The following is a 25628-nucleotide window of genomic DNA, read 5'->3' as shown; positions in this document are numbered from 1 at the left end:
TTTCTTTCGGTTCTGTTCTATTCACCAAGCGCGTCGTCGAGCAAGGCGGCAAGCTGGGCGAGATGCTTCGACATCAATCCGGTCGCCGGCGAGGCGGCGGCCGGCCGGCCGGTATAGCGCACCCGCTGATGCTTGGCGTCGATATGCGCCAGCACCCATTCGAGATACGGATCGATGAACGACCAGGCGCCCATGTTCTTGGGCTCCTCCTGGCACCACACCATCTCGGCATTGCGAAAGCGCGACAGTTCGGTGATCAGCGCCTTGGCCGGGAACGGATAGAGCTGCTCGACGCGCAGCAAATAGATGTCGTTGATGCCGCGCTTCTCGCGCTCTTCGTAGAGGTCGTAATAGACCTTGCCCGAACAGAGCACGACACGGCGGATTTTCGAATCCTTGGTGAGCTTGATGGCCTGGCCTGACAGCAGCTGGGCGTCGTCCCACAACAGCCGGTGAAAGGCGCTTTCGCCCGACATTTCCGGCAGCGTCGATACCGCCCGCTTGTGGCGCAGCAGCGACTTCGGCGTCATCAGGATCAGCGGCTTACGGAAGTCCCGCTTCAATTGCCGGCGCAAGATGTGGAAGTAATTGGCCGGCGTCGTGACGTTGGCGACCTGCATGTTGTCTTCGGCGCAAAGCTGCAGGAAGCGCTCGAGCCGGGCCGACGAATGCTCCGGCCCCTGGCCTTCATAGCCATGCGGCAGCAGGCAGACGAGGCCCGACATTCTGAGCCATTTGCGCTCGCCCGACGAGATGAATTGGTCGAACACCACCTGGGCGCCGTTGGCGAAGTCGCCGAACTGCGCTTCCCACAGCGTCAGCGCCTTCGGCTCGGCCAGCGAGTAGCCATATTCAAAGCCGAGCACGGCCTCTTCCGACAGCATCGAGTTGATGACCTCGAAGCCGGCCTGCGCCGCCGACAGATTGTTGAGCGGAATGTAGCGTGTCTCGTCGCGCTGGTCGTAGAGCACGGAATGGCGCTGCGAGAAGGTGCCGCGCTCCGAATCCTGTCCGGACAGCCGGATCGGATTGCCGTCGAGCAGGATGGCGCCGAAGGCCAGCGCCTCGGCCGTCGACCAGTCGATGCCTTCGCCGGACTCGATCGCCTGGCGGCGGTTGTCGAGGAAGCGGATGATCGTCCTGTGCGCCTCGAAATCCTTCGGCACCTCGGTCAGTTTCTTGCCGATCTCCTTCAGCATCTTGACCGGCACGGCGGTCTTGCCGCGCCGCTGTTCGTCCTGGTTGTCGGCCGAGCGCAGGCCGGACCAGGCGCCGTCCAGCCAGTCGGCCTTGTTCGGCTTATAGTGCTGGCCCACCTCGAATTCCTGCTCGAGATGCGCCCGCCAATCGGCCTTCATCTTTTCGAACTCGGCCTGGGTGATGTGGCCTTCGGAAATCAGCCGGTCGGCATAGATCTGCACCGTCGTCTTCTGGTTGCGGATCTTGCGATACATGATCGGCTGGGTGAAGGCGGGCTCGTCGCCCTCATTGTGGCCGAAGCGGCGGTAGCAGAACATGTCCACCACGACAGGCTTGTGGAACTTCATGCGGAATTCGATCGCCACCTTGGTGGCATGGACCACGGCTTCCGGATCGTCGCCATTGACGTGGAAGATCGGCGCCTCGATCATCTTGGCCACGTCGGACGGATAGGGCGACGAGCGCGAGAAGCGCGGGTTGGTGGTGAAGCCGATCTGGTTGTTGATGATGAAATGCAGCGTGCCGGCGACGCGGTGGCCGCGCAGGCCGGACAGGCCGAGGATTTCGGCAATCACGCCCTGGCCGGCAAAGGCGGCGTCGCCATGCAACAGCAGCGGCAGCACCTTGGCGCGCTCTTCCAGCGGCACGATCTCCTCGCGGCTGCGGCCGAACAGATAGTCCTGCTTGGCGCGCGCCTTGCCCATCACCACCGGGTCGACGATTTCCAGATGCGAGGGATTGGCGGTCAGCGACAGATGCACCTTGTTGCCGTCGAACTCGCGATCCGACGAGGCACCGAGATGGTACTTCACATCGCCCGAGCCCTCGACCTCGTCGGGCGCAGCCGAGCCGCCCTTGAACTCATGGAAAATGGCGCGGTGCGGCTTGGCCATCACCTGCGACAGCACGTTCAGCCGGCCGCGATGCGCCATGCCGAGCACGATCTCCTTCATGCCGAGCTGGCCGCCGCGCTTGATGATCTGCTCCAGCGCCGGGATCAGCGACTCGCCGCCATCAAGGCCGAAGCGCTTGGTGCCCTTGTACTTGACATCGATGAATTGCTCGAAGCCTTCCGCCTCGACAAGCTTCTGCAGGATCGCCTTCTTGCCGGCGGCGGTGAAGGAGATCTCCTTGTCGGTACCCTCGATGCGCGCCTGGATCCAGGCCTTCTCCTCGGGATCGGAAATATGCATGAATTCGACGCCGAGCGTCGAGCAATAGGTCCGGGTCAGGATATCGAGCATCTGCCGGATGGTGCCGAATTCCAGCCCGAGCACATTGTCGAGGAAGATCGGCCGGTCGTAGTCGGCTTCGGTGAAGCCGTAATTCTCCGGCGACAGCTCGTTGTAATCCTCCAGCGGCTTGGCAATGCCCAGCGGATCGAGATTGGCGTGCAAATGGCCGCGCATGCGGAAGGCGCGGATCATCATGATGGCGCGGACGGAATCGCGCGTCGCCTGATGCACGTCGGCGTCGGAAAGCGCTGCGCCGTTGCCGGCCGCCCTGTCCTTGACCTTCTTTTCGATGTGCTTTTCGACCAGGCCCCAATTGCCGTCCAGCGCCGAGACCAGCTCGCCATTGGCCTGCATCGGCCAGGAGGGCTTGGCCCAAGAGGCGCCCTTGGCGTTCCTGCGCACGTCGCCGGCGTCGTCCTTCAGCGCCGCGAAGAAGTCCCGCCATTCGGGATCGACCGACGCGGGATCGTCCTCATAGGCGGCATAGAGCGCGTCGATGTAATCGGCATTGCCGCCATAGAGGAAAGAGGTAAGCGAAAATTGGTCGTTGGCCTGATCTTGTCTTGCCATGTCACTGTCGAAGCCTTTGCTTCGTCTCCTTTGTTGGAGGGGAGTAAGGGAATAGGGGAGTAAGGGAGTAGGGCAAATGCCCTCGTCTTGTTCCCTACTCCCCTATTCCCGTACTCCCTTACTCCCCTAACCCTTGATCGCCTCGACCAGCGTCGTGCCGAGCCGGGCCGGCGACGGCGAAACCTTGATGCCGGCCGATTCCATCGCCGCGATCTTGTCTTCCGCGCCGCCCTTGCCGCCGGAGATGACCGCGCCCGCATGGCCCATGGTGCGGCCCGCCGGCGCGGTGCGCCCGGCGATGAAGCCGGCCATCGGCTTGCTGCGGCCGCGCTTTGCCTCGTCCTTGAGGAATTGCGCGGCGTCTTCCTCGGCCGAACCGCCGATTTCACCGATCATGATGATCGACTTGGTCTCGTCGTCGGCGAGGAACATCTCCAGCACGTCGATGAACTCCGTGCCTTTGACCGGGTCGCCGCCGATGCCGACGGCGGTGGTCTGGCCGAGGCCGACATTGGTGGTCTGGAACACCGCCTCATAGGTAAGCGTTCCCGAGCGGGAAACAACGCCGACCGAGCCCTTGCGGAAGATGTTGCCGGGCATGATGCCTATCTTGCATTCGTCGGGGGTCAGCACGCCGGGGCAGTTCGGCCCGATCAGCCGCGACGTCGAACGGTCGAGCCTCGCCTTGACCTTGATCATGTCCATCACCGGTATGCCCTCGGTGATGCAGACGATCAGCGGGATCTCGGCCTCGATCGCTTCCAGGATCGCTTCGGCAGCACCCGCCGGCGGCACGTAGACGACCGAAGCGTTGGCGCCGGTCCTGGCCTTGCCTTCGGCTACGGTGGCGAAGATCGGAAGCGCCTCGCCCTTGGCGCCGGTCCAGGTTTCGCCGCCCTTCTTGGGGTGGATGCCGCCGACCATCTTTGTGCCGTGATAGGCGAGCGCCTGTTCGGTATGGAACGTGCCGGTCTTGCCGGTCAGGCCCTGCACCAGCACCTTGGTGTTCTTGTCGACGAGAATGGACATCGGAGCCCTTTTCTAAAAACCGTTGATCGAGGAAGGCGAGACGCGCCGGTAGACGCCGCTCACCATGTCTTGCCAGCCATCGCCGCCGGCAGGTTTGAAATGCAGTCGCATGCCGAAGGCATCGGCATTGTCGAAAATATAAGTCACACGCGCGGAGCCGCGCTGCGACGACCGCTCCAGAACCAGCTCCGTGCCGTTCCAGCTGCCTTTGGCCGGCGACATCGGCACGAAACCCATCGAATCGAACTGGTGCATGGTGACGATTTTGTTTTGCTGGTCGAAGCCGAACACGCTGTACGCGCCGAACGAAACCGTGCCGTCGCGGCGCTGGCGATAGCGCTGCACTACGAACAGGCCGCCGAACTGTGCCTCTGCCAGTATTTCCGAACTCGCTGTTCCGCCATCGGCCCATTTCGTGGCCGACACCTCTTCCTCGCCGCGCCACGCTCCGACCAGCGCCCGCAGGCGCTGGTGATCGGCCGAGAGTGAGGAGAAGGGCGCAGCGTTCATGGTCAGAGCCGCTTGAGATCGGCGACGGTGAGGTCGCTCTTAGCGTTGCCGGTGTTGAGCGTCGTCGCCGGCTCGAACATCAGCACCACAGGCTCCTCGCTCAGTGAGCGCGGCCGGTGCTCGACGGCGCGCGGCACAACGATGAACTCGCCGCTGCCAAGCTCAACCGTGCCGTCGCGGAAATCGATGGCGATGCGGCCGCGCAGCACCAGGAATGCTTCGTCTTCATTGTCATGCGCGTGCCAGTCGAAGACATCGCCGAATTTGGCGATCTTGACCTGGCTGTCGTTCACGTCGCCGGCGATATGCGGATCGAAGACCTTCTTGATCTTCTGATCCGCCGCCTCGACGAGGTTTATCTTGTGCGGAGGCATCGCCTATCGACCTTGACCCTGAAGTTCTGTTTTCAAGCTGGGCATTTTTGGTTTCCGTGAACGACAGCACCGATCCATCGGCCCCCGGCGCGCCGGATCGTCACGATCTGCACCGATAAATTGCCGCCAGACGTTCTCAATTCACCAAGGGACTTGGGGTCATCATCGGCTTGGAAACTGCTGCCATATTTGGTCAGAAGCCTTTTCAGGATCATGTTGGCGGCCAGCTTCGGATCGTTGGTGCCGAAGGAGACCAGGCAGTCGCAGCGACCGTTCGAACTCTTGATTGAGGCAACGATTTCCGTAGCCTTGTAGACTTGTAGCCCGTCGGATCCGGCCTTGAACCCGCTTTGCCGGGCAACCGCGTTGAACCGGCCGAAGCTGGGCGCCGTTGCCGGACATAAGTTCATGAAGAGATTGACCCTCTTGCCGATCCAGGCGGGCGACTTCGAACTATCCGCGGCCGCAGCAGCGCTGGCCCAAAAGGCCATGCCGCAGAGCGCTATGGCCAGCAACCGATGCATCAGTCGCCCTTCACCGCCGCGACAATCTTCTTGGCTGCGTCATCGAGGTCATCGGCCGACACCACGTTTAGCCCGCTGTCGTTGATGATCTTCTTGCCGAGCTCGGCATTGGTGCCTTCCAGCCGCACCACCAGCGGCACTTGCAGGCCGACCTCCTTGACCGCGGCGATGACGCCCTCGGCGATGATGTCGCACTTCATGATGCCGCCGAAGATGTTGATCAGGATGCCTTTGACCGCCGGATCCTTGGTGATGATCTTGAACGCCGCCGTCACCTTTTCTTTCGACGCGCCGCCGCCGACATCGAGGAAGTTGGCCGGCTCGGCGCCGTAGAGCTTGATGATGTCCATCGTTGCCATGGCAAGGCCGGCGCCGTTGACCATGCAGCCGATATTGCCGTCGAGCGCGACATAGGCGAGGTCGTATTTCGACGCCTCGATCTCCTTCTCGTCCTCTTCGGTGGTGTCGCGCAATTCGAGCACGTCGGGGTGGCGGAACAGCGCATTGTTGTCGAACGACACTTTTGCGTCGAGCACGCGCAGCCGGCCGTTCTTCATGACGATCAAAGGGTTGACCTCGAGCAGGCTCATGTCCTTCTCGACAAACGCCTTGTAGAGGATCGGAAACAGCGTCGCACCATCCTTGGCGGCGTCGCCGTCGAGCCTCAGTGCGGCGTTGAGCTTCTTCACATCGTCGGCCGTCACGCCCTTTTCCGGGTCGATGGCGACGGTAATGATCTTTTCCGGCGTGTCGTGGGCGACCGCCTCGATGTCCATGCCGCCCTCGGTCGAGACGACGAAGGCGACGCGCCCGACCGAGCGGTCGACCAGGATCGACAGATAGAGCTCGCGGTCGATGTCGGCGCCGTCCTCGACGTAGAGCCGGTTGACCTGCTTGCCGGCCGGGCCGGTCTGCTTGGTGACCAGCGTATGGCCGAGCATCTCCTCGGCGTTCGCGACGACCTCGGCCACCGACTTTGCCAGCCTGACACCGCCCTTGGCATTGGGGCCGAGCTCGTTGAACTTGCCCTTGCCGCGGCCGCCGGCATGGATCTGGCTCTTGACCACATAGAGCGGGCCTGGCAGCGCCTTGGCGGCAGCTTCCGCCTCGCTCGCCTTGAACACCGGCACGCCCTCGGCCACGGGTGCGCCAAAGCCTTTCAGCAGCGCCTTGCCCTGATACTCATGGATGTTCATGCGCTATGTCTCCAGCTTGCTTGGCGGGCTTGGGTACCGGCTTACTTGGCCGCGAGATGCGGAGCGATCTTGACGCAGGCGTCGCACAGGCCCTGCACCGCCGCGACCGAATTGTCGAACATCTTCTGCTCGCTCTTCGCGAGCTCGATCTCGATGATCCGCTCGACGCCGCCGGCGCCGATTACCACGGGAACGCCGACATAGGTGTTTTTGACGCCATATTGGCCGGAGAGGTACGCCGCACAGGGCAGCACCCGCTTCTTGTCCTTGAGATAGGCTTCGGCCATGGCGATGGCCGAGGCGGCCGGCGCATAAAAGGCGGAGCCGGTCTTGAGCAGGCCGACGATCTCGGCGCCGCCGTCGCGGGTGCGCTGCACGATCTGGTCGAGCCGCTCTTTCGAGGTCCAGCCCATCTTGATGAGGTCGGGCAGCGGGATGCCGGCAACCGTCGAATAGCGGATCATCGGCACCATGGAATCGCCATGGCCGCCGAGCACGAAGGCGGTGACGTCCTCGACCGAGACCTTGAATTCCTCGGCCAGGAAATAACGAAAGCGCGAACTGTCGAGCACACCGGCCATGCCGACGACATGGCTCTTGGGCAGGCCGGAAAACTTCTGCAGCGCCCAGACCATGGCGTCGAGCGGATTGGTGATGCAGATGAGGAAGGCTTTCGGCGCGTATTTCTTGAGGCCGGCGCCGACCTGCTCCATCACCTTCAGATTGATGCCTAGAAGATCGTCGCGGCTCATGCCGGGCTTACGCGGCACGCCGGCGGTGACGATGCAGACATCGGCGCCCTCGATGCCGGCATAGTCGTTGACGCCGGTCAGCCTCGAGTCGAACCCATCGACCGGCGACGACTGCGCGATGTCCAGTCCCTTGCCTTGCGGGATGCCTTCGGCGATATCGAACAGCACGACGTCGCCGAGATCCTTGAGGCCGACCATGTGGGCGAGGGTGCCGCCGATCATGCCCGAGCCGATGAGCGCTATCTTGTTGCGTGCCATGTCAGGATGTTTTCCCTTTGACTATGACGGCGCCCAAATCCTTGACGATTTGATGACGGCGTCGGAGGAAGAGGCCGGAATGCTGCGGAACCGCGAAATTCGCCGCACGCAATAGCCCCGGCCGCACAAAAATTCAAACGATTATTTTGGAGTGAGTAATTTCAATCGGTTAGAAACAATGGGAATTACGTAAACGTCAAAATTCTGAAGCCGACTAGAGGAATTCTACACAATGGCACTGGAAATCAGAAGGCTGTTTCCTGGCGATGACGCCCTTGTGATGCGGGTTGCCGACGAAGTCTTCGACGAGCCGGTCAGGCCGGATCGGCTCTCCGCCTATCTCGCGGAGCCAGGTCATTTCATGGTCGTGGCCGTCGCCGACGGCATCGTCGTTGGCCAATGCGCAGCCGTCATCCACCGCCACCCGGACAAGGTGAGCGAACTCTACATAGACGAGGTCGGCGTGGCGCCGGCCTTTCAACGCCTGGGCATTGCGACGAGGATGCTCGGCGCCATGTTGGCACTCGGTCGCGAGCATGGCTGTGAGGAGGCGTGGGTCGGCACCGAGCCGGACAATGTTGCTGCTCGCGCACTTTACGAGTCGCGAAAAGAGCCGCATGGGCCGGCGGAGGGGTTCGTCATGTATGTTTATCGGTTATAGCCGGCGGCAGCGACCCCTTCTGTACTATCCCTCACGCCTGAGCCTGCCGTGCCTCGGTCGATGATCCCTGCGCCCCCTGCCTCTCCGCCCAGTTCTCCAGCCAGTCGTGGCTCTGCATCTCGATCAGCCGCGATGCCGTGCGCTCGAACTCGAAGACTTCGTTGCCGCGCTTGGCCGTATAGAGCTGCGCCGGCGGTGCCGCGGCGCTCAGCACCAGCCGTACATGATGATCGTAGAGCGTATCGACCAGCAGGATGAAGCGCTTGGCTTCGTTGCGCTTGCCTTCGCCGAGCACCGGCACACGGTCGATGAAGATGGTCGAGAAACGGCTGGCAATGGCAAGATAGTCGCGGGCGCCGAGCGGCCTCTCGCAGAGATCGGCGAAGGAAAACCGCGCCGCCTCGCCGGCAGAACGCGGCACCACGACGTGCCGGCCCTTCACCGTCAACATCGTCTCGGCCGTCGGCCTGCCATGCGTCATCACCGCCCACGCGTGGTCGAGCGCATGGTCGGCGGCGGCATCGGCCGCGGTGATGTAGACCGGCATGCGGCTGAGCTTGTCGAGGCGGTAATCTTTATCGGCGTCCAGCGCCAGCACCTGCGCGTGGCGCTCCAGGATAGCGACAAACGGCAAAAACAACTGACGGTTCAGGCCGTCGCGGTAGAGATCCTGCGGCGCAACATTGGAAGTGGCAACCAGCACCACGCCATTGGCAAACAACGCCGAAAACAACCTTGACAGGATCATCGCATCGGCGATGTCGGTGACGGAGAACTCGTCGAAGCATAGCACCCAGGCTTCCTCGGCCAGCGCGCGCGCCACCGGCGGGATCGGATCGTCCTCCTTGGCCGTGCCGTTCTTGCGAGCCTGTCGGTGCTTCTGGATGCGGTCCTGCACGTCGGCCATGAAGTCGTTGAAATGCACCCGGCGCTTGCGCCGCACCGGCAGCAGCTCGAAAAACATGTCCATCAGCATGGTCTTGCCGCGGCCGACGCCGCCATGGATATAAAGGCCCTTGACCGCCTGGTGCACCTCGCGCTTGCGGGCGAACAACCACCCCAGCGCGCTTGATTTCTGCGCCAGCCGCTTTGCCGATATCTCTTCGATCAGCCGGTCGAGCGCAGCGGCGATCCGCTCCTGCGCCGGATCGCGCCCGATGGCGCCCGTCTCGACTAGATGGTCATAGCGCTGCTTGACGGTCGCATGAGTCTGGAGGCCGTCACGCAGATGCATTGGTCACGTCGTTCCGGAGCAATTCCAAGAAAAGTGTGCAGCGGTTTTCTGTCCGGAATTGCGTAAAAAACAAAAGAGAGCAATTCCAAGAAAAGTGTGTAACGGTTTTCCATCCGGAATTGCGTAACAATGGGGGCCGTTTTCTTACCTTGTAAGCGAGATCGGCAGGCCGTTGGAAGTCTGGCCGTCGAATTTCTCGCCGCCTGAGGAATAAAGCCGTGCCAGCGTGCCGCCATTCTCGTCGTAGAGCGTCAGTTGCTTGCCGGCGACGTTCCAGGATTTGATGCCATCGAGCGGCGCCGGGCAATGCAGCGGTCCGGCGCGGTAGCCCGACCCGAATTTGGTCTGCGGCGTCGCCACCTGACAGCTCTGGCCGGACACGCTTGCCTTCCAAACACCGGCGACGCTGGACGCGGTCAGGTCGGCTGCACCGGCCGGCGCCGTCCCGTCGGGCGGCAGCGAGGCGACCTGCGTGTTCTGCGGCGCGGTCGGAAATTTCGACGGGTCGGCCGGGCCGGGTGTCGCCGGTGGCGGCAGCTGGTTTGCAGTCACCTTGCCGGCGGGCGCAGCTTCCAGCGGCGCCGGCTGCTGCTCGTCCATCGATGTGAACCGTGAGGTTGAACAGCCGCTCGCAACGAGCACGGCCAACGATACGGCCAGCGGGCCGGTTTTCGAAAATTTCATTCTTCAACCTCCGTCGGATCGGGCTGGGGATGCCGTCCGCGCAATGTCCCCCTCACCAAGATGGAGAAGGTGGCGAAATTTCAACCCGATATGGTTAAAATACGGTTTGCGCCGGTAATGTTGCAAATTTATCGCAAAATTCACATTGCCTGAAATTGCGTTACGCCTTGGCCGTTTGGCCGACACCTCCGGTTGATTTCGATACGGCGCGCTGGCGCCAAATCCCTGGCGTTCACCTCAAATGCTTGTGCGGGCCGGCGCCGGCATTATCTCTTGGCGATCAGCAAACTGCAGGGAGCCGATTTCTTGGCCGCGAGAAAGAGAGCCGCCAACCGCTATTACAGCGGGCCGCCCAGCGATCATTTCGACGGCACCTTGTTCTTCAATCCCGACGGACGGCCGCCGGGTCGCTTTGCCGATCTGTTGAAATGGCAATTGAGCCGCGAGCGCTCGAAATGGCCGGCGGCGGATCCGAGCCCGTTTCCACCGGCAAGACCGGTCGAGCGCATCGATGGTTCTGCGCTGCGCCTCACCATGGTCGGTCATTCCTCGCTGCTCGTCCAGACAGCCGGCCTGAACATCCTGACCGACCCAGTCTGGTCGCGACGCGTCTCGCCGCTCTCCTTCGCCGGGCCGAAACGTGTCAATCCGCCGGGCATCGCGTTTTCGCATTTGCCGCCGATCGACCTCGTGCTGGTCAGTCACAACCATTACGACCATCTCGATCTCGCCACGCTGAAGCGCCTGAAGACAAGACATGACCCGCTGCTGCTGACGCCGCTCGGCAACGACACGATCATCGGCGCTGCCGTGCCCCGTATGAGGCTTTCCGCGCATGACTGGGGCGACCGGGTCGATATCGGCGATGGCGTCGCCGTCCATGTCGAGCCGGTGCACCACTGGTCGGCCCGCGGTACTCGCGACCGGCGCATGGCGCTGTGGGCGGGTTTCGTCGTCGAGACACCCGACGCAAAGATCTATTTCGCCGGCGATACCGGCTTCCACGGTGGCATCAATTACCGGCTGATGGCGCAAAAGCACGGCGGCTTCCGCCTCGCCATCCTGCCGATCGGCGCCTACGAGCCGCGCTGGTTCATGGCGCCACATCACCAGGATCCGGAGGAGGCGGTGCAAGGCATGCTTTTGTGCAACGCCGCCTATGCAGCCGGCTGTCACTGGGGCACGTTCCGGCTCACCAACGAGCCGATCGACGAGCCGCCCAGAAAGCTCGGCGAAGCGCTCGATGCTGCCGGCCTGCCGCGGCAACGTTTTCGCGCCTTGCGGCCGGGCGAAGTCTGGGACGTGCCGGCGGTCTAGCGCGGCGGAACCTAAGGCATCACATAGACGTTTGTAGGTGTTCAAACCTGTCGCCTACGAGGTGTCTCTCATGATCAGGTGGATCATCATTCTTTTGATTATCGCGGCCGCGGCGAGCCTGCTCGGCATGCCGGCACTGGCCGGAGCCGCTGCCACCGGCGCACGCATCCTCATCGGCATCGTGCTGATTATCTTCCTGCTGATCGTGCTTGGCGTCTTCGCGGTGACTTGAAAATCACGCCGCGCTGGTAATTTCTGCCGCTATCCGCCATATAGGCGCCAAACCGGCAAGAGACCTTTCGATCGATGGCAAGCGCGGCCCCTTTCGCCAAGATGAACGGCATCGGCAACGAAATCATCGTTGCCGATATGCGTGGCCGTGCCGATCGCGTGACGCCTGCGGCAGCCGTCGCGCTTAATGCCGATGCGGCGACCAGGTTCGACCAGATCATGGCGATCCACGACCCCAGGACGCCGGGCACCGCCTTTTTCATCGACATCTTGAATTCCGACGGAACCAGGGCGCAAGCCTGCGGCAACGGCATGCGTTGTGTCGTCCAGGCGCTCGCCGCCGAGACCGGCCAGAAGACATTTGCCTTTGAAACAGTCGCCGGCATCCTCAATGCCGAGGAACATGCCGACGGAATGATCTCGGTCGACATGGGCAGGCCGCGCTTTGGCTGGCAGGACATCCCGCTGGCCGAGGAATTCCGCGACACCCGCATGATCGAGCTGCAGATCGGCCCGATCGATGCTCCGGTGCTGCATTCGCCGTCGGTCGTCTCGATGGGCAATCCGCACGCCATCTTCTGGGTCGACCGCGACGTCTGGTCGTACGAGCTCGAGCGCTTCGGCCCGCTGCTCGAAAACCACCCGATCTTCCCCGAGCGCGCCAACATCACCATCGCGCAGGTGACCTCGCCGGAGACCATGGCCATCCGCACCTGGGAGCGCGGCGCCGGCCTGACCAAGGCCTGCGGCACGGCTGCTTGCGCCGCTGTAGTCGCCGCGTCCCGCACCCGGCGTACCGGCCGCGGCGTCACGCTGATGACGCCCGGCGGCGGCTCGCTGCATGTTTTGTGGCGCGACGACGACCACGTCATCCTCACCGGTGCCGCCGAATGGGAATTTTCCGGCAGCTTCGATCCGTCGACCGGGGCGTGGGCGCGCGACACCGAAAGCGCCGCCTGATGGCTCCTCTTGGCAACAAGGGTATCGAGGTCGTCACCTTCGGCTGCCGGCTGAACACCTATGAATCCGAGGTGATGCGGCGTGAAGCCGAAAGTGCGGGCCTCGGCGGCCTCGAAGGCGGCGCCATCATCTTCAACACCTGCGCCGTCACCGGCGAGGCTGTACGCCAGGCCAAGCAGTCGATCAGAAAAGCCCGCCGTGAGAACCCGGCTGCCCGCATCATCGTTACCGGCTGCGCCGCGCAGACCGGCCCGCAGGATTTCGTCGCCATGGACGAGGTCGATCTCGTCCTCGGCAATGAGGAAAAGCTGAAGGCGCATTCCTATCGCGCGTTGCCGGATTTCGGCGTCAACGACACTGAGAAGGCGCGCGTCAACGATATCTTTTCGGTGCGCGAGACGGCCGCCCACATGGTCGACGCCATCGAGGGCCGGGCGCGCGCTTTTGTCCAGGTGCAGAACGGCTGCGACCACCGCTGCACCTTCTGCATCATTCCGTACGGTCGCGGCAATTCGCGCTCGGTGCCGATGGGCGCCGTGGTCGAGCAGATCAAGCGACTCGTCGGCAATGGTTATGCCGAGATCGTGCTGACGGGCGTCGACATGACCAGTTTTGGCGCCGATCTGCCGGGCGCACCGAAGCTCGGCAAATTGGTCAAGACCATCCTGAAGCAGGTGCCGGACGTGAAACGCCTGCGGCTTTCCTCGATCGACTCGATCGAAGCCGACGACGATCTGCTGGACGCCATCGCCACCGAGCCGAGGCTGATGCCGCATCTGCATCTGTCGCTGCAATCGGGTGACGACATGATCCTGAAGCGGATGAAGCGCCGGCACAGCCGCGACCAGTCGATCCGCTTTTGCGAGGATGTGCGCAAACTGCGCCCCGGCATTGTTTTCGGCGCCGACATCATCGCCGGCTTCCCGACCGAGACGGACGCCATGTTCGAAAACTCGCTGGAGATCGTCGAGGAATGCGGCCTCACGCATCTCCACGTCTTCCCGTTTTCGCCGCGCCAGGGCACGCCCGCCGCGCGCATGCCGCAGCTCCGCCGCGACGTCGTCAAGCAACGCGCGGCACGCCTGCGCGCCGCCGGCGAGGCCGCCTATCGCCGCCATCTTGCCTCGCTCGCTGGAACGCATCAGTCGATCCTGGTCGAGCGTGACGGCCTTGGCCGCACCGAAGGGTTTACGCTGGCCGCGGTCTCTGCCGGCGCTCCGGGCGACATTGTCGAGGCTGATATCGCCGGCCATGACGGTATCCGACTGATCGCCGCGCCGCTTGCCGCCCGCGCCGCCTGAGAGCGCAAGACATGGCTGGGTTTTTCAAGAAGATATTTTCGTTCGGCAAGAAGGAAGTCGTCGAGGAGCGGCCCGACGAGGCCGCGCCGCTGCCGCCGATCAAATGGGACGAACTGGAGGCGCTGAAACCGGCCGCCGAGCAGGCCGTCCCGGAGTTTTTGAAACGCGAAGAATCGCGGCCCGAAGTCGAAGCCGTACCTCCACCGCCAGTCGAACCAGAGTTGCCTCCGGCACCGCAACCGGCGCCGGAAGAGCAGAAGCCTGAGCCGCCGCCGACCATTCCACCCGAGCCGGAAACGCCTGCTGAGGAACCGGAGGAGATCCGGGCCGAGCCGCAGCAGCCAGAAATCGTCCCCTCCCAGCCGGAACCTGCACCCGTCGAAGTGCCGGTAGTGCCCACCGAGGCTCCCTCTGCAGCGCCAGAGCGCGAAGTCCCGCCCGCCGAAATACCGCCCCCGATCCGCCAGCCAGCGCCGGCCGAGACGAAACCGATCTTGACCGAGATCGCGCCCGAACCGGAGGTCGTGCCGGCGCCCCACCCTCCCATCGAGGGGGAGGTAAAGCCCGAGCCGGAAGCCGTTCCGCAACCAGCGCCGGAGCCAAAGCCCGCCCCCGGCAAAGTCACCGTAACCAAGAAGGTCGAGCAGAAAGCCGAGCCGCAGAAGGCGCCCGAACCGGCGCCGAGGCGTTCCTGGTTCCAGCGCATGCGAGACGGGCTTGCCCGCTCGTCCCGGGAGCTGTCGGGCAACATCGCCGGCGTCTTCACCAAGCGGAAGCTTGACGAGGACACGCTGCAGGACCTGGAGGACGTGCTGATCCGCGCCGATCTCGGCATGGAGACGGCTTTGCGCGTTACCGACGCGCTCTCCGCCAGCCGCTACGGCAAGGACGTCTCCCACACCGAAGTCCGCGCCATCATGGCGGCCGAGGTGGAGAAGGTACTGACCCATGTCGCCATGCCGCTAGAACTCGATCTCAGCCACAAGCCGCATGTCATCCTGGTCGTCGGTGTCAACGGCACCGGCAAGACCACAACCATCGGCAAGCTGGCGGCAAAGCTGACCGATGGCGGCCTCTCGGTGATGCTCGCCGCCGGCGACACTTTTCGCGCCGCCGCGATCGAGCAGCTGAAGATCTGGGGCGAGCGTACCAACTCGCCGGTCATTGCCTCGAAGCTCGGCGCCGATGCCGCCGGCCTCGCCTACGATGCATTCGAGCGCGCGAAGGAGGCCGGCTCCGACGTGCTGATCATCGACACCGCCGGGCGGCTGCAGAACAAGACCGAACTGATGGCGGAACTGGAAAAGATCGTCCGGGTGCTGGGCAAGCTCGATCCGGAAGCGCCGCACACCGTGCTGCAGACGGTCGATGCCACCACCGGCCAGAACGCGCTCAACCAGGTCGAGATCTTCCGCAATGTCGCCGGCGTCAACGGCCTGGTGATGACCAAGCTGGACGGCACGGCGCGCGGCGGTATTCTGGTGGCGATCGCGGCAAAGCATAAATTGCCGGTCTATTTCATCGGCGTCGGCGAACAGGTCGACGACCTCGAACCCTTTTCCGCAAGCGAATTCGCCAGGGCGATCGCTGGCGTGGCTTGACGAGCATGATCCCGAAAAGTTGCAGGCTTTTTGGATTGAATCATGCGTAAGAAGGATCTTATGAGCCCACCCATCCTCGAACGCGACCTGTCCGATCCACGCCGCAAGGCGTTGAACCCCGGCCTGAAATTCCTGCTCGAGCTCGGGCCTGGTCTGGTGTTCTTTTTCACCACCATCCGCGGCGCGTGGCTTGTCGGGAAATTTCCGATCCTCGGCCATATCGGCGAGCCTATCCTGATTGCCACAGCGTTCTTTATGGTGGCGACGGCGCTATCGCTCAGCGTTTCGTGGATTTTGACGCGCAGCTGGCCGATCATGCCGCTGGTCTCGGCCATCGTGGTGTTTGTGTTTGGCGCACTGGCGCTGTGGCTGCAGGACAAGACCTTCGCTTTCATGAAGCCGACAATCATCAACAGCCTGTTCGGCATCACGTTGCTTGGCGGGTTGGCGTTTGGCAGATCGCTGTTGGGCTATGTCTTTGATTCCGCCTTCAATCTCGACGCCGAAGGCTGGCGCAAGCTCACTTTCCGATGGGGACTCTTCTTCCTTTTTCTGGCTGCGCTGAACGAGATCGTGTGGCGCAACTTTTCTGAGGAAGCCTGGCTTTATTTCAAGGTCTGGGGCACGATTCCCATTACCCTTGTCTTCACGTTAAGCCAAATGCCGTTGATCCTGCGCCATTCGCTCGAGGACAAGGCCGGCAAGGAAGAGAAGGCCGGCAAATAGAGCAATTCCAGGAAAGTGTGTAGCGGTTTTCCCGGGAAAAGCGCGTAGCGTTTTCCCTAGGGAATTGCATCAGAATAAGGGGAGAGGGGCATGGAATTCATCACCACGCGCGACGAGTTGAGGACGATCTACAAGACGCCTCGGCTGACCGACGGCTCGATCCGCAAGGAATTGAAGACATTGGACGGCCACTGCCGTTCATTCATCGGCAAGAGCCCGTTCGTGCTGATCGGCTCGTCCGACGGCGCCGGCAATGCCGATGTGACGCCCAAGGGCGACAGGCCGGGTTTTGTGGCAGTGCTCGACGAGAAGACCATCGCCATCCCCGACCGGCCGGGCAACAACCGGCTCGACACGCTGGAGAACATCCTTCTCAATCCCTCGGTCGGGCTGCTCTTCCTCATTCCCGGCATGAACGAGACGCTGCGTGTCAACGGCGATGCCCGCATCACCGTCGATGCGGCGTTACGCGAGCGGCTGGCGGTCGACGGCAAGGCGCCGCAAAGCGTCGTCGTGGTGACGGTCAAGGCCGCCTATATGCATTGCGCCAAGGCCTTCATGCGCTCCGAACTGTGGAAGCCGGAGAGCTGGTACGACCGCGCGACGCTGCCGACGCTCGGCCAGATCCTGCGCGACCAGCTGGCGCTCGCCGATTCGGCCGAGGCGACCGACCGCTGGCTGGATGAGGAATACAGGGAGACTATGTGGTAGCGTGCCCGGCAACGAATCGCCCAAGCCGGTCTCCATTCCTTTGCTGAACATCCTCGCCATCTCCGGCAGCCTGCGCGCCGCCTCGACCAATTCGGCCCTGGTCGCGGCACTCGCGCAAAACGCGCCGCCGGACTGTCGCGTCTCCGTCTATGATGGGCTTGGCCGGCTGCCGATCTTCAACCCCGACGACGAAGGCGAGCGGACGCCGCCGCAACCAGCAGTGCTGATCGATGCGGTCACCGCCGCTGACGGCGTCATCGTCTCCTGCCCGGAATATGCTCACGGTGTGCCAGGCGGCCTGAAGAACGCGCTTGACTGGCTGGTGTCGCGCGATGCCGCCGTTGGCAAGCCAGCCATGCTGGTGCATGCCTCGCCGCGCTCGCTGTTTGCCCGCGCCGCACTGATCGAGATCATGCGGACAATGTCTTTTGCGCTCCATGAGGAAGCAGCGCTCGAAATAGCGCTGCTCGGCAAGAAGCCGCCGGAGGTGGAGGATATCTTATCGCAGCCGGAAAACCGGCTGACGATGCGCGATGCCCTATCCGCCTTCGCGGAGTTCATCCGCTCGCGGTGAACGCCGGACCGTGCTTTCGCCATCCCAGGGTCTCCGCGACGGAGTTTCGCTCCTGCTCCGCCCCCGGGATGACGACGCTAGGAGCTGCGGCCAATCTGTGCCGGGAACTATCCCTTGCTCCTCCGCGTCTCGACGTCGGTCCCGCCGACGAACCAGTCGCGTGCAGCGACCTCCTCGAAAACCACCCAGACATCGTTGTTGGTCAGGCCGGTGACGCCGGTGATGGCCGCCGTCACCTGGGCGGCGATCGCGGCCTTTTTGCCGGCCGGGTCGTCGGCAATCACCTCCTTGACCAGGCGGATATTCACGAATGGCATGGTTCCCTCCCTTGCATATGCTTGGCAGCCGCTCAGTAGGTTTTGGCGCCGTTGACCATGAGCCGGACCATGTAGAGCGATGTGGTGCCGGCGATGTAGAGGCAGTTCAGCTTGTTGCCGCCGAACACGCAATTAGCAACGACTTCCGGTACCTTGACCTTGCCGATCAGCGTCCCGTCTGGATCGTAGCAATGGACCCCGTCGGCGGTGCTGGTCCAGATGCGGCCGTCCGCATCCAGCCTGAAACCGTCGAACAGGCCGGCGGTGCAGTCGGCAAAGACCTTTTCGCCTGAGACCGTCTTGCCGCCCTGGCCGACATTGAACACCCGGATGTGCGCCGGATTTTGCGCACCATGCGTGCGGCCGGTATCCGCGACATAGAGTTGGCGCTCGTCGAGCGAGAAGGCGAGCCCGTTGGGCCTGACCATGTCGGTGATCACCGCCTCGGTCTCGCCGGTGCCGGGATCGACCCGGTAGACATGGCAGGCGCCGATTTCGCTTTCGGCCTTGTCGCCCTCGTAATCGGTATCGATGCCGTAGCTCGGATCGGTGAACCAGATCGAGCCATCGGACTTGACCACCGCGTCATTGGGCGAGTTCAGCCGCTTGCCGCGCCATTTGTCGGTGATGGTGATGACCGAGCCGTCATGCTCGGTGCGGCTGACGCGGCGGCCGGAATGCTCGCAAGTAACCAGCCGGCCTTGCCGGTCGACGGTGTTGCCGTTGGAATTGCCGGACGGCTGACGGAATACGCTGACGCAGCCGTCGGTCTCGTCGTACCGCAGCATGCGATTGTTCGGGATGTCGGACCAGACCACATAGCGCCCGGCCGCGAACCAGGCCGGTCCTTCCGCCCATCGGCAGCCGGTAAACAGCCTGTCGACCTGTGCATTGCCGTTGAACAGCCGCGAAAAGCGCGGATCGAGAACTTCGTAGAATTCGCTGGCCATGGTTCCTCCCGGTAGCAGTCGCTTGGCAAGGGCGCGATCAAGCCAGCCTGCGATCGATATGGCAAGATCGATGATGCGTCAGAGCATTATGGAATGCGAATGCTGGCCCGGACGGCAGGTCACATCCCGTTAACCGGCTATGCGCCCAGCGCAATGGTGCATTGCAACATCTTATTTTTGCAATGCACCATAACTATGTCATGCTCCGTATCGATCAAGGGAGGAACAACTGGCCGCGAAATGCGGCGCAAAAGGAAACTCGCTATGATCATCGACAGCCTCATGAGCCGCGCTCGCGCCAGCATCGCCAAGCGCCGGCATTACAACCGCCTCGTCGCCGAAATCGACAGCTTCAGCAGCCGCGACCTCGCCGACATGCGCGCCGACCGCTCAGAAATGCTCTACCAGGTCCACAAGCAGATCTACGGCTGAGTGAATGGGATCGGGCTTAGCCCACCCATTCGATCCAGCGGCCGTGGTAATCGCAATGGGCCAGGCGGTGCGTCTCGCCGCCCGGCCATAAAGTCAGGCTGAGTACCGCCCAATTGTTTGTGGGATCGCGCGGCTCCATCCTCAGCCTTGCGATAGGCGCAGCGGCCGTGGCCTGTCTGCCCGCCTGCTCCAGGGCGACGATGATCGCATCCTTGGTCGCCCGCGGCAGGTATTGCCACATGATCGAATGATAGAGCACAAAAGCGCCACCCTCCTGCCGCGCGGCCAGCGCCTTCCCGACAAAATCCGCCGCGTCCGCTTTGACAAGTGGCGGTCGAAACTTTTCGGCAAGTGACAGCGCAGCGTCGAGCCGGGCCAGCCGCGTAGCCTGATCGGCCCAGACGTAAGACCGAAGCCGTAACCGTGTGGCTGCGTCGGCGACATCTACCGGCGCGATGTCACAGCCGGCGCGGTGGCGGACGTCGATCGCTCCACCAAGCGGAACAGCGAGTCCGCGCACCTCCGGCGCCAACCGAACGGTGGAGGTCCGGTCGCCCCACTCGGCATCGCCGTAGCGGTAGTGAAAGCTGTCGAACAGGAGATTGAGCCCAGCGCTGGCGCCAATCTCGCACAAGTCCAGCGGCAGGCCGGTTTCCCGCGCGACTGTCAGAAATCCAGGCAGCAGCATCGCCGACCGGGCGATTTCATTGGTCTGCGGCGCACCGGCGAGGCCGGCGACGATCCGCTCGTCGGATCGCGCAATTGCCTCCGGCAGCACCGCCGCGATCTCGGATTCGCTTGTCTGGTTGGGCGGATAGATCAGTGCCAATCGCTCATTGGCACCCGTCAGGACCAACCCATGCAGCGCGCCGCAAAGCCGCAATGCGAGGGCGTCGGCGCGCGCGTCGCCCGGCCAACCGAGCACCGCCTGCCCGGTCCTGGTGTTTGCGTCGAGAACCTTAGCGAGCGCACGGCATAAATTCGCGGTGAAAGGCGAGCCAAGTCCATCGCAGGCTTTCGCCTGTGCCAGAAAATGATCGCGGATGTCTCGTTCGTCCATCGCGTTTCAGGTGTCTCAGCCCGCAGCCGCGAGCGCCTTCTCGATTTCGGGTAACAGCAGCGTCCGCGCCGAGTCCGGCGTCAGCGGCCCTACATGCTTATGGGCGATCTTGCCATCCTTGCCGATGACGAAGGTTTCCGGCACGCCGTAGACACCCCAGTCGATCGCCGTGCGTCCGGCTTGGTCGACGCCGATCGCCTGGAATGGATTGCCGAGATCGCCAAGGAACCGACGGGCGTTTTCCGGCTGGTCCTTGTAGTTCAGCGCCGCCATGACGAAGCGTCTGTCCTGCGACAGCGCCAGCAGCACCGGATGCTCTTCGCGGCACGGCGCGCACCAGGACGCGAAGACGTTGACCAGCGTCACCTTGCCGGCGAACTGTTTTGAATCGAGGCCCGGCAAATTGGTGCCTTCGAGCGCCGGCAGGTTGGTCTGCGGCGCCGGCAGGCCGATCAGCGCTGACGGCACTTCCGACACGTCGCGCCCGGACAAAAGCTGCGCCAGGAACAATCCCGCCAGCCCGAGAAAGACCACCAGCGGCAGCAGCACGATCAGGCGGCGGCGCGCCGGTGTTTGGGTTTCCGTGCTCATGATTTTACTGCCTTATCGGAGCGCCGGCGCACGCCGGATGCCTCCAGCTCGGCAAGCTCTCGCTTGCGGCCGCGCTGGTCGAGCAGAATCCAGCCGATCAGCCCACCCAGCACCACGGCCGTGATCGCATAGGCGGCGGTGACATAAAGGGCGTGAACGCTCATGCTTTTCGCTCCGCGGCGCTTTCCAACCCGTCCGTCTCGCCTTGTTCCGACATGTCTTCTCTTAACGCCGCGCCATCGGCTCCGCAATTGTTCGCCGCGCCGCAGGCATGAGCTGAAGTCGACGCCTCAATCCGTTCCGTGCCGCAGCGCCAGCGCCGCCGCCACCGGCCCGAGCACGGCAAGGAACAGGGTCAGCGCGGCGAGAATGAGGAAGGGCTGCAGAAAAGGATCGGGGTTCGCCACCGCGCCATAGCTTGCTGATACGCCGAAGATCAGCACGGGAATGGTTAGCGGCAGCACCAGCACCGAGATCAGCAGGCCCCCGCGCGGCAGCGCCACCGCCACCGCGGCACCGGCGGCACCGATGAAGGTGATCGCCGGCGTACCGACCAGAAGCGTCAGCGCCGTCGCACCGATGCCGATGGGCTCCATGTTCATGAACAGGCCGAGCAAGGGAGCGGCGATGACCAGCGGCAGCACGCTTCCCGCCCAATGCGCCAGGCATTTCGTCAGAACGGTCAAGGCCAGCATGTGCCGGTCGTTGCCAAGCACCAGAAGATCGAGCGAGCCGTCCTCGCGGTCGGCCTGGAACAGCCGGTCGAGGCCGAGCAAGCAGGCCAGCAATGCGGCGATCCACAGGATCGCCGGGCCGATGCGGGCCAGCAGCTTCAGCTCGGGACCGACGCCGAAGGGGATGGTCGCGATAACGGCGAGAAAGAAAATCACGCCGGTAAGCGCCCCGCCGCCGGCGCGGATACTCAGGCGGATGTCGCGCAGGAAGAGGGCTAGCATGATGTGAGATGCTTTCGCCCGTGAAGGAATGCCAACATCAGCCGGTCATCCTCAATTCCTTTCCCTCGATCCCAAGCGGCAAATGCGTCGCCGCAACCACGATCCCCCCACTCTCGAGGTGCTTCCCCATCAATTCGCCGAATCTCTCCTCCGAAGCGTTGTCCAGTCCTGCCGTCGGCTCATCGAGCAGCCACAATGGCCGGTGGCTTACCAGCAGTTTTGCAATCGCCGCGCGGCGGCGTTGCCCGGTCGAGAGATAGCCGAAAGGCAGATGGCCGATGCCGCCCAGCCCGACGGTTTCCAGCGCCTCTCCAACACCCGCGGAACCGGCGCCCGAAAAATCGCGCCAGAAGCACAGGTTTTCCGTAACGCTCAGCGCCGTCTTCATCGCGTTGAGGTGGCCGAGATAGTGACACGCCGAGGCCGCCGACGCAAAGTCTTCGCCACCATCTTCGAACCGCACACGGCCTGCCGCCACCGGCAACAGTCCGGCGACGATCCTGAGCAGCGTCGATTTGCCGGCGCCGTTCGGCCCGGTGACGACCAGAGCCTGGCCATCCCCCAGCGCGAATTCGATGCCGGAAAATACCGTCTCGCCGCCGCGTTCGCCGCCCAGATTTTCGGCGATCAGCCGCATCCGTCCCCCTTCGCCGAAAGTTCAGGCGCGGCTTCGGTGCGCCGCAGCAAAAATGGCGATTCCGTGTCTAGAACTATTCCAGAAAATTCTCTATATCCGCATCATCCGTGCCAGCGGTCGGCACGGGAACCGAATTTGCGCCGAACCAGCGCGCGTGCCGCCTTGAACGGCCCGGACGCTTGGGAACGGATAGCGGAAATGGCCGTACCCGCACCTTTGCGCGTGATTTGCATGCCCACTGGCGTCCGTTCCCTTCCGGCAACCGACAGTTAGGGATCGCACGTGTCCAAATCACTCGACAGCTTCAATTGCCGCCGCACGCTGACCGCCAGCGGCACCGAGTACATTTACTATGACCTTGTCGAGGCCGAAAAGAACGGCCTCACCGGTATTGCCCAATTGCCCTATTCGATGAAGGTGCTGCTGGAGAATCTGCTGCGCAACGAGGAGGGCCGTTCCGTTACCAAGGAGAGCATCCAGGCGGTCGCCGGCTGGCTGACTGACCGGGGCACCGCCGGCGTCGAGATCGCCTATCGCCCGGCTCGCGTGCTGATGCAGGATTTCACCGGCGTTCCAGCCGTGGTCGACCTTGCCGCCATGCGCGACGCCATGGCCTCGCTCGGCGGCGATCCGCAAAAGATCAATCCGCTGGTGCCGGTCGATCTGGTCATCGACCACTCGGTCATCGTCGACGAATTCGGCACGCCGTTGGCTTTCGCCCGCAATGTCGAGCTTGAATATGAGCGCAACGAGGAACGCTACAAGTTCCTGAAATGGGGCCAGCAGGCGTTCCGCAATTTCCGCGTCGTGCCGCCCGGCACCGGCATCTGCCATCAGGTCAATCTCGAATATCTCGGCCAGGTCGTGTGGACCAACAGCGAAGACGGCGAGACCACCGCCTATCCCGACACCTGCGTCGGCACAGATTCACATACCACGATGATCAACGGCCTCGGCGTGCTCGGCTGGGGCGTCGGCGGCATCGAGGCGGAGGCCGCGATGCTTGGCCAGCCGGTCTCCATGCTGCTGCCTGAAGTCATCGGCTTCCGGCTCACCGGCAGGCTGAGGGAAGGCGTCACCGCCACCGACCTGGTGCTCACCGTCACCCAGATGCTGCGCAAGAAGGGCGTCGTCGGCAAGTTCGTCGAATTCTTCGGGCCGGGCCTGTCCAACATGACGCTGGCCGACCGCGCCACCATCGGCAACATGGCGCCGGAATATGGCGCCACCTGCGGCTTCTTCCCGGTCGACAGCGAAACCATCCGCTATCTGACAATGTCCGGTCGCGACGAAAGCCGCATCGCCCTGGTCGAGGCTTATTCGAAGGCGCAAGGCTTGTGGCGCGATGCCGGCTCGGCCGATCCGGTCTTCACCGACCTGCTGGAGCTCGATCTCGGCAGTGTCGTCCCGTCGATGGCCGGCCCGAAGCGGCCGGAAGGCCGGGTCGCACTTGAAGACATTCCGGCTGGCTTCGCCAAGGCCATGGAGTCCGAATACAGGAAGGCCGCCGAAATCGACAAGCGCTATGCCGTCGAGGGCACGAGCTACGATCTTGGCCATGGCGATGTGGTCATCGCCGCCATCACCTCCTGCACCAACACATCGAACCCGAGCGTGCTGATCGGCGCCGGGCTGTTGGCGCGCAATGCCAACCGGCTCGGCCTCAAGCAGAAGCCGTGGGTCAAGACCTCATTGGCGCCGGGCAGCCAGGTCGTCGCCGAATATCTCGAGAAATCCGGCCTGCAGAAGGAGCTCGACCAGATCGGCTTCAACCTGGTCGGCTTCGGCTGCACCACCTGCATCGGCAATTCCGGCCCATTGCCGGCGCCGATCTCCAAGACCATCAACGATAAGGGCTTGATTGCTGCGGCAGTCTTGTCCGGCAACCGCAATTTCGAAGGCCGCGTCTCGCCCGACGTGCAAGCGAACTATCTCGCCTCGCCGCCACTGGTCGTCGCCCACGCGCTGGCCGGGACCGTGACCAAGGATCTGACCACCGAGCCGCTCGGCGAGGATCGCAACGGCAATCCGGTCTATCTCAAGGATATCTGGCCGAGTTCGGTCGAGATCCAGGAATTCATCGAGAAGAACGTCACGCGCGAATTGTTCGCCCGCAAATATGCAGACGTCTTCAAGGGCGACGAGTACTGGCAGAACGTCAAGGCGCCGGAAGGCCAGACCTATGCCTGGGACGACAATTCCACCTATGTGCAGAACCCGCCCTATTTCGCCGGCATGACGTCGGGCTTCGGCAAGATCGGCGATATCAAGGGCGCGCGTGTGCTCGGTCTGTTCGGCGACAAGATCACCACCGACCACATTTCGCCGGCCGGTTCGATCAAGGCAGCCTCGCCGGCCGGCAAGTACCTCACCGACCACGGCGTCGGCGTCGCCGATTTCAACCAGTACGGCACGCGCCGCGGCAATCATGAGGTAATGATGCGCGGCACCTTCGCCAACATCCGCATCCGCAACCACATGCTGGGCGAGAACGGCCGCGAGGGCGGCTACACCATCCATTACCCGTCGAAAGAAGAGGAATCGATCTACGACGCCGCCATGCGGTACAAGAAGGAAGGCGTGCCGCTGGTCATCTTCGCCGGCGTCGAATATGGCAACGGCTCGTCGCGCGACTGGGCGGCCAAGGGCACCAATTTGCTGGGCGTCCGCGCCGTCATCGCCCAGTCCTTCGAGCGCATCCACCGCTCCAATCTTGTCGGTATGGGCGTCATCCCCTTCGTCTTCGAGGAAGGCACCTCATGGGCCTCGCTCAACCTCAAGGGCGACGAACTGGTCGAGATCGACGGACTGGGCAACATCAAGCCGCGGCAGAAGATGATCGCCAGGATCACCTACGGCGACGGCAGCGTCAAAGAGGTTCCGATCATCTGCCGCATCGATACGCTGGACGAGCTCGACTACTTCAAGAATGGCGGCATCCTGCAATACGTGCTGCGCGATCTGGCCGCTTAAGGGAGTAGGGCAGTAGGGTGAAGCAAGGAGAAGCGACTTATTCCCCTACTGCCCTACTGCCCTA

27 protein-coding genes are annotated in these 25628 nt (G+C 63.2%); 11 read left to right on the top strand and 16 right to left on the bottom strand.

Annotated features, from left to right (window positions below):
* Positions 1 to 17 precede the first annotated feature (17 nt).
* From NKJ81_RS14630 to mdh, 7 genes are all read right to left on the bottom strand, one after another.
* Complete coding sequence (locus tag NKJ81_RS14630; protein ID WP_352540828.1) at positions 18 to 3005, bottom strand: 2-oxoglutarate dehydrogenase E1 component; 2988 nt, start codon at positions 3003 to 3005, stop codon at positions 18 to 20.
* 126 nt (positions 3006 to 3131) lie between these two features.
* Positions 3132 to 4034: a succinate--CoA ligase subunit alpha gene (sucD, locus tag NKJ81_RS14625; RefSeq protein ID WP_352450172.1), complete on the bottom strand. Its 903-nt coding sequence runs from the start codon at positions 4032 to 4034 to the stop codon at positions 3132 to 3134.
* Between the two features lie 12 nt (positions 4035 to 4046).
* Positions 4047 to 4544 carry a DUF1579 family protein gene (locus NKJ81_RS14620; RefSeq protein WP_352540827.1) on the bottom strand — a complete coding sequence of 166 codons (498 nt, stop codon included), beginning with the start codon at positions 4542 to 4544 and terminating at the stop codon, positions 4047 to 4049.
* Between the two features lie 2 nt (positions 4545 to 4546).
* Complete coding sequence (locus NKJ81_RS14615; protein ID WP_352540826.1) at positions 4547 to 4918, bottom strand: cupin domain-containing protein; 372 nt, start codon at positions 4916 to 4918, stop codon at positions 4547 to 4549.
* Between the two features lie 32 nt (positions 4919 to 4950).
* Positions 4951 to 5442: a hypothetical protein gene (locus NKJ81_RS14610; RefSeq protein WP_352540825.1), complete on the bottom strand. Its 492-nt coding sequence runs from the start codon at positions 5440 to 5442 to the stop codon at positions 4951 to 4953.
* Positions 5442 to 6638: an ADP-forming succinate--CoA ligase subunit beta gene (gene sucC / locus NKJ81_RS14605; RefSeq protein WP_352540824.1), complete on the bottom strand. Its 1197-nt coding sequence runs from the start codon at positions 6636 to 6638 to the stop codon at positions 5442 to 5444. The genes NKJ81_RS14610 and sucC overlap by 1 nt, the downstream gene beginning before the upstream one ends.
* Positions 6639 to 6679: 41 nt before the next feature.
* Positions 6680 to 7648 (bottom strand): malate dehydrogenase, encoded by a 969-nt coding sequence (gene mdh / locus NKJ81_RS14600; protein WP_352540823.1) that lies wholly within the window; start codon positions 7646 to 7648, stop codon positions 6680 to 6682.
* A gap of 232 nt (positions 7649 to 7880) precedes the next feature.
* On the opposite strand from mdh, the gene NKJ81_RS14595 reads away from it, so the two are divergent.
* A complete protein-coding gene (locus tag NKJ81_RS14595; RefSeq protein WP_352540822.1) occupies positions 7881 to 8309 on the top strand; it encodes a GNAT family N-acetyltransferase in 429 nt (142 codons plus the stop codon).
* 31 nt (positions 8310 to 8340) lie between these two features.
* Here the strand turns inward: NKJ81_RS14595 and zapE are convergent, their stop codons facing one another.
* Together zapE and NKJ81_RS14585 are read right to left on the bottom strand one after the other, a co-directional pair.
* Positions 8341 to 9543 carry a cell division protein ZapE gene (zapE, locus tag NKJ81_RS14590; protein WP_352540821.1) on the bottom strand — a complete coding sequence of 401 codons (1203 nt, stop codon included), beginning with the start codon at positions 9541 to 9543 and terminating at the stop codon, positions 8341 to 8343.
* A 144-nt stretch (positions 9544 to 9687) separates the two neighbouring features.
* A complete protein-coding gene (locus tag NKJ81_RS14585) occupies positions 9688 to 10227 on the bottom strand; it encodes a protease inhibitor Inh/omp19 family protein (protein ID WP_352540820.1) in 540 nt (179 codons plus the stop codon).
* Positions 10228 to 10533: 306 nt separating this feature from the next.
* Here NKJ81_RS14585 and NKJ81_RS14580 point away from each other — a divergent pair, with 306 nt between their 5' ends.
* From NKJ81_RS14580 to NKJ81_RS14545, 8 genes are all read left to right on the top strand, one after another.
* On the top strand, positions 10534 to 11544 hold the full coding sequence (locus tag NKJ81_RS14580; RefSeq protein ID WP_352540819.1) for an MBL fold metallo-hydrolase: 1011 nt from the start codon (positions 10534 to 10536) through the stop codon (positions 11542 to 11544).
* 70 nt (positions 11545 to 11614) lie between these two features.
* Positions 11615 to 11776, top strand: coding sequence for a DUF1328 family protein (locus NKJ81_RS14575; RefSeq protein WP_031195454.1), 162 nt, complete (start codon positions 11615 to 11617; stop codon positions 11774 to 11776).
* 74 nt (positions 11777 to 11850) lie between these two features.
* Entirely contained in the window at positions 11851 to 12735 is an 885-nt protein-coding gene (dapF, locus tag NKJ81_RS14570; protein ID WP_352470815.1) for a diaminopimelate epimerase, read from the top strand.
* Positions 12735 to 14036, top strand: a complete 1302-nt coding sequence (gene mtaB / locus NKJ81_RS14565) for a tRNA (N(6)-L-threonylcarbamoyladenosine(37)-C(2))-methylthiotransferase MtaB (protein ID WP_031212717.1) — start codon at positions 12735 to 12737, stop codon at positions 14034 to 14036. Before dapF ends, mtaB begins: the two co-directional genes overlap by 1 nt.
* An 11-nt stretch (positions 14037 to 14047) precedes the next feature.
* Complete coding sequence (gene ftsY, locus NKJ81_RS14560; RefSeq protein WP_352540818.1) at positions 14048 to 15637, top strand: signal recognition particle-docking protein FtsY; 1590 nt, start codon at positions 14048 to 14050, stop codon at positions 15635 to 15637.
* Between the two features lie 60 nt (positions 15638 to 15697).
* Positions 15698 to 16363: a septation protein A gene (locus tag NKJ81_RS14555; protein ID WP_352540947.1), complete on the top strand. Its 666-nt coding sequence runs from the start codon at positions 15698 to 15700 to the stop codon at positions 16361 to 16363.
* A 90-nt stretch (positions 16364 to 16453) separates the two neighbouring features.
* A complete protein-coding gene (locus NKJ81_RS14550; protein ID WP_352491642.1) occupies positions 16454 to 17074 on the top strand; it encodes a pyridoxamine 5'-phosphate oxidase family protein in 621 nt (206 codons plus the stop codon).
* Between the two features lie 40 nt (positions 17075 to 17114).
* On the top strand, positions 17115 to 17648 hold the full coding sequence (locus tag NKJ81_RS14545) for an NADPH-dependent FMN reductase (RefSeq protein WP_352540946.1): 534 nt from the start codon (positions 17115 to 17117) through the stop codon (positions 17646 to 17648).
* 107 nt (positions 17649 to 17755) lie between these two features.
* On the opposite strand, the gene NKJ81_RS14540 is transcribed toward NKJ81_RS14545, so the two are convergent.
* The gene (locus tag NKJ81_RS14540) at positions 17756 to 17965 is read right to left on the bottom strand and encodes a tautomerase family protein (RefSeq protein WP_352540817.1); all 210 of its coding nucleotides are present in this window, start codon (positions 17963 to 17965) and stop codon (positions 17756 to 17758) included.
* A 32-nt stretch (positions 17966 to 17997) separates the two neighbouring features.
* Positions 17998 to 18915: an SMP-30/gluconolactonase/LRE family protein gene (locus NKJ81_RS14535; RefSeq protein ID WP_352491644.1), complete on the bottom strand. Its 918-nt coding sequence runs from the start codon at positions 18913 to 18915 to the stop codon at positions 17998 to 18000.
* A gap of 264 nt (positions 18916 to 19179) precedes the next feature.
* On the opposite strand from NKJ81_RS14535, the gene NKJ81_RS14530 reads away from it, so the two are divergent.
* On the top strand, positions 19180 to 19347 hold the full coding sequence (locus NKJ81_RS14530; RefSeq protein WP_023721879.1) for a hypothetical protein: 168 nt from the start codon (positions 19180 to 19182) through the stop codon (positions 19345 to 19347).
* A 16-nt stretch (positions 19348 to 19363) separates the two neighbouring features.
* On the opposite strand, the gene NKJ81_RS14525 is transcribed toward NKJ81_RS14530, so the two are convergent.
* The 5 genes from NKJ81_RS14525 to ccmA form a co-directional block, all read right to left on the bottom strand.
* The gene (locus NKJ81_RS14525) at positions 19364 to 20407 is read right to left on the bottom strand and encodes a DUF2332 domain-containing protein (RefSeq protein ID WP_352491646.1); all 1044 of its coding nucleotides are present in this window, start codon (positions 20405 to 20407) and stop codon (positions 19364 to 19366) included.
* Positions 20408 to 20422: 15 nt separating this feature from the next.
* Entirely contained in the window at positions 20423 to 20998 is a 576-nt protein-coding gene (locus tag NKJ81_RS14520) for a DsbE family thiol:disulfide interchange protein (RefSeq protein ID WP_352540816.1), read from the bottom strand.
* Positions 20995 to 21162: a heme exporter protein CcmD gene (gene ccmD, locus NKJ81_RS14515; RefSeq protein ID WP_352456348.1), complete on the bottom strand. Its 168-nt coding sequence runs from the start codon at positions 21160 to 21162 to the stop codon at positions 20995 to 20997. The genes NKJ81_RS14520 and ccmD overlap by 4 nt, the downstream gene beginning before the upstream one ends.
* 126 nt (positions 21163 to 21288) lie before the next feature.
* Positions 21289 to 21954, bottom strand: coding sequence for a heme exporter protein CcmB (ccmB, locus tag NKJ81_RS14510; RefSeq protein WP_352470824.1), 666 nt, complete (start codon positions 21952 to 21954; stop codon positions 21289 to 21291).
* Positions 21955 to 21991: 37 nt separating this feature from the next.
* Positions 21992 to 22591, bottom strand: coding sequence for a heme ABC exporter ATP-binding protein CcmA (gene ccmA / locus NKJ81_RS14505; protein WP_352540815.1), 600 nt, complete (start codon positions 22589 to 22591; stop codon positions 21992 to 21994).
* Positions 22592 to 22873: 282 nt separating this feature from the next.
* On the opposite strand from ccmA, the gene acnA reads away from it, so the two are divergent.
* Positions 22874 to 25564, top strand: a complete 2691-nt coding sequence (acnA, locus tag NKJ81_RS14500; protein WP_352540814.1) for an aconitate hydratase AcnA — start codon at positions 22874 to 22876, stop codon at positions 25562 to 25564.
* The last annotated feature ends 64 nt before the right edge of the window (positions 25565 to 25628 follow it).

The organism is Mesorhizobium sp. M0018, from assembly GCF_040323955.1.
GTDB lineage: Bacteria > Pseudomonadota > Alphaproteobacteria > Rhizobiales > Rhizobiaceae > Mesorhizobium.
This window is presented reverse-complemented; position numbering and strand designations above follow the sequence as displayed.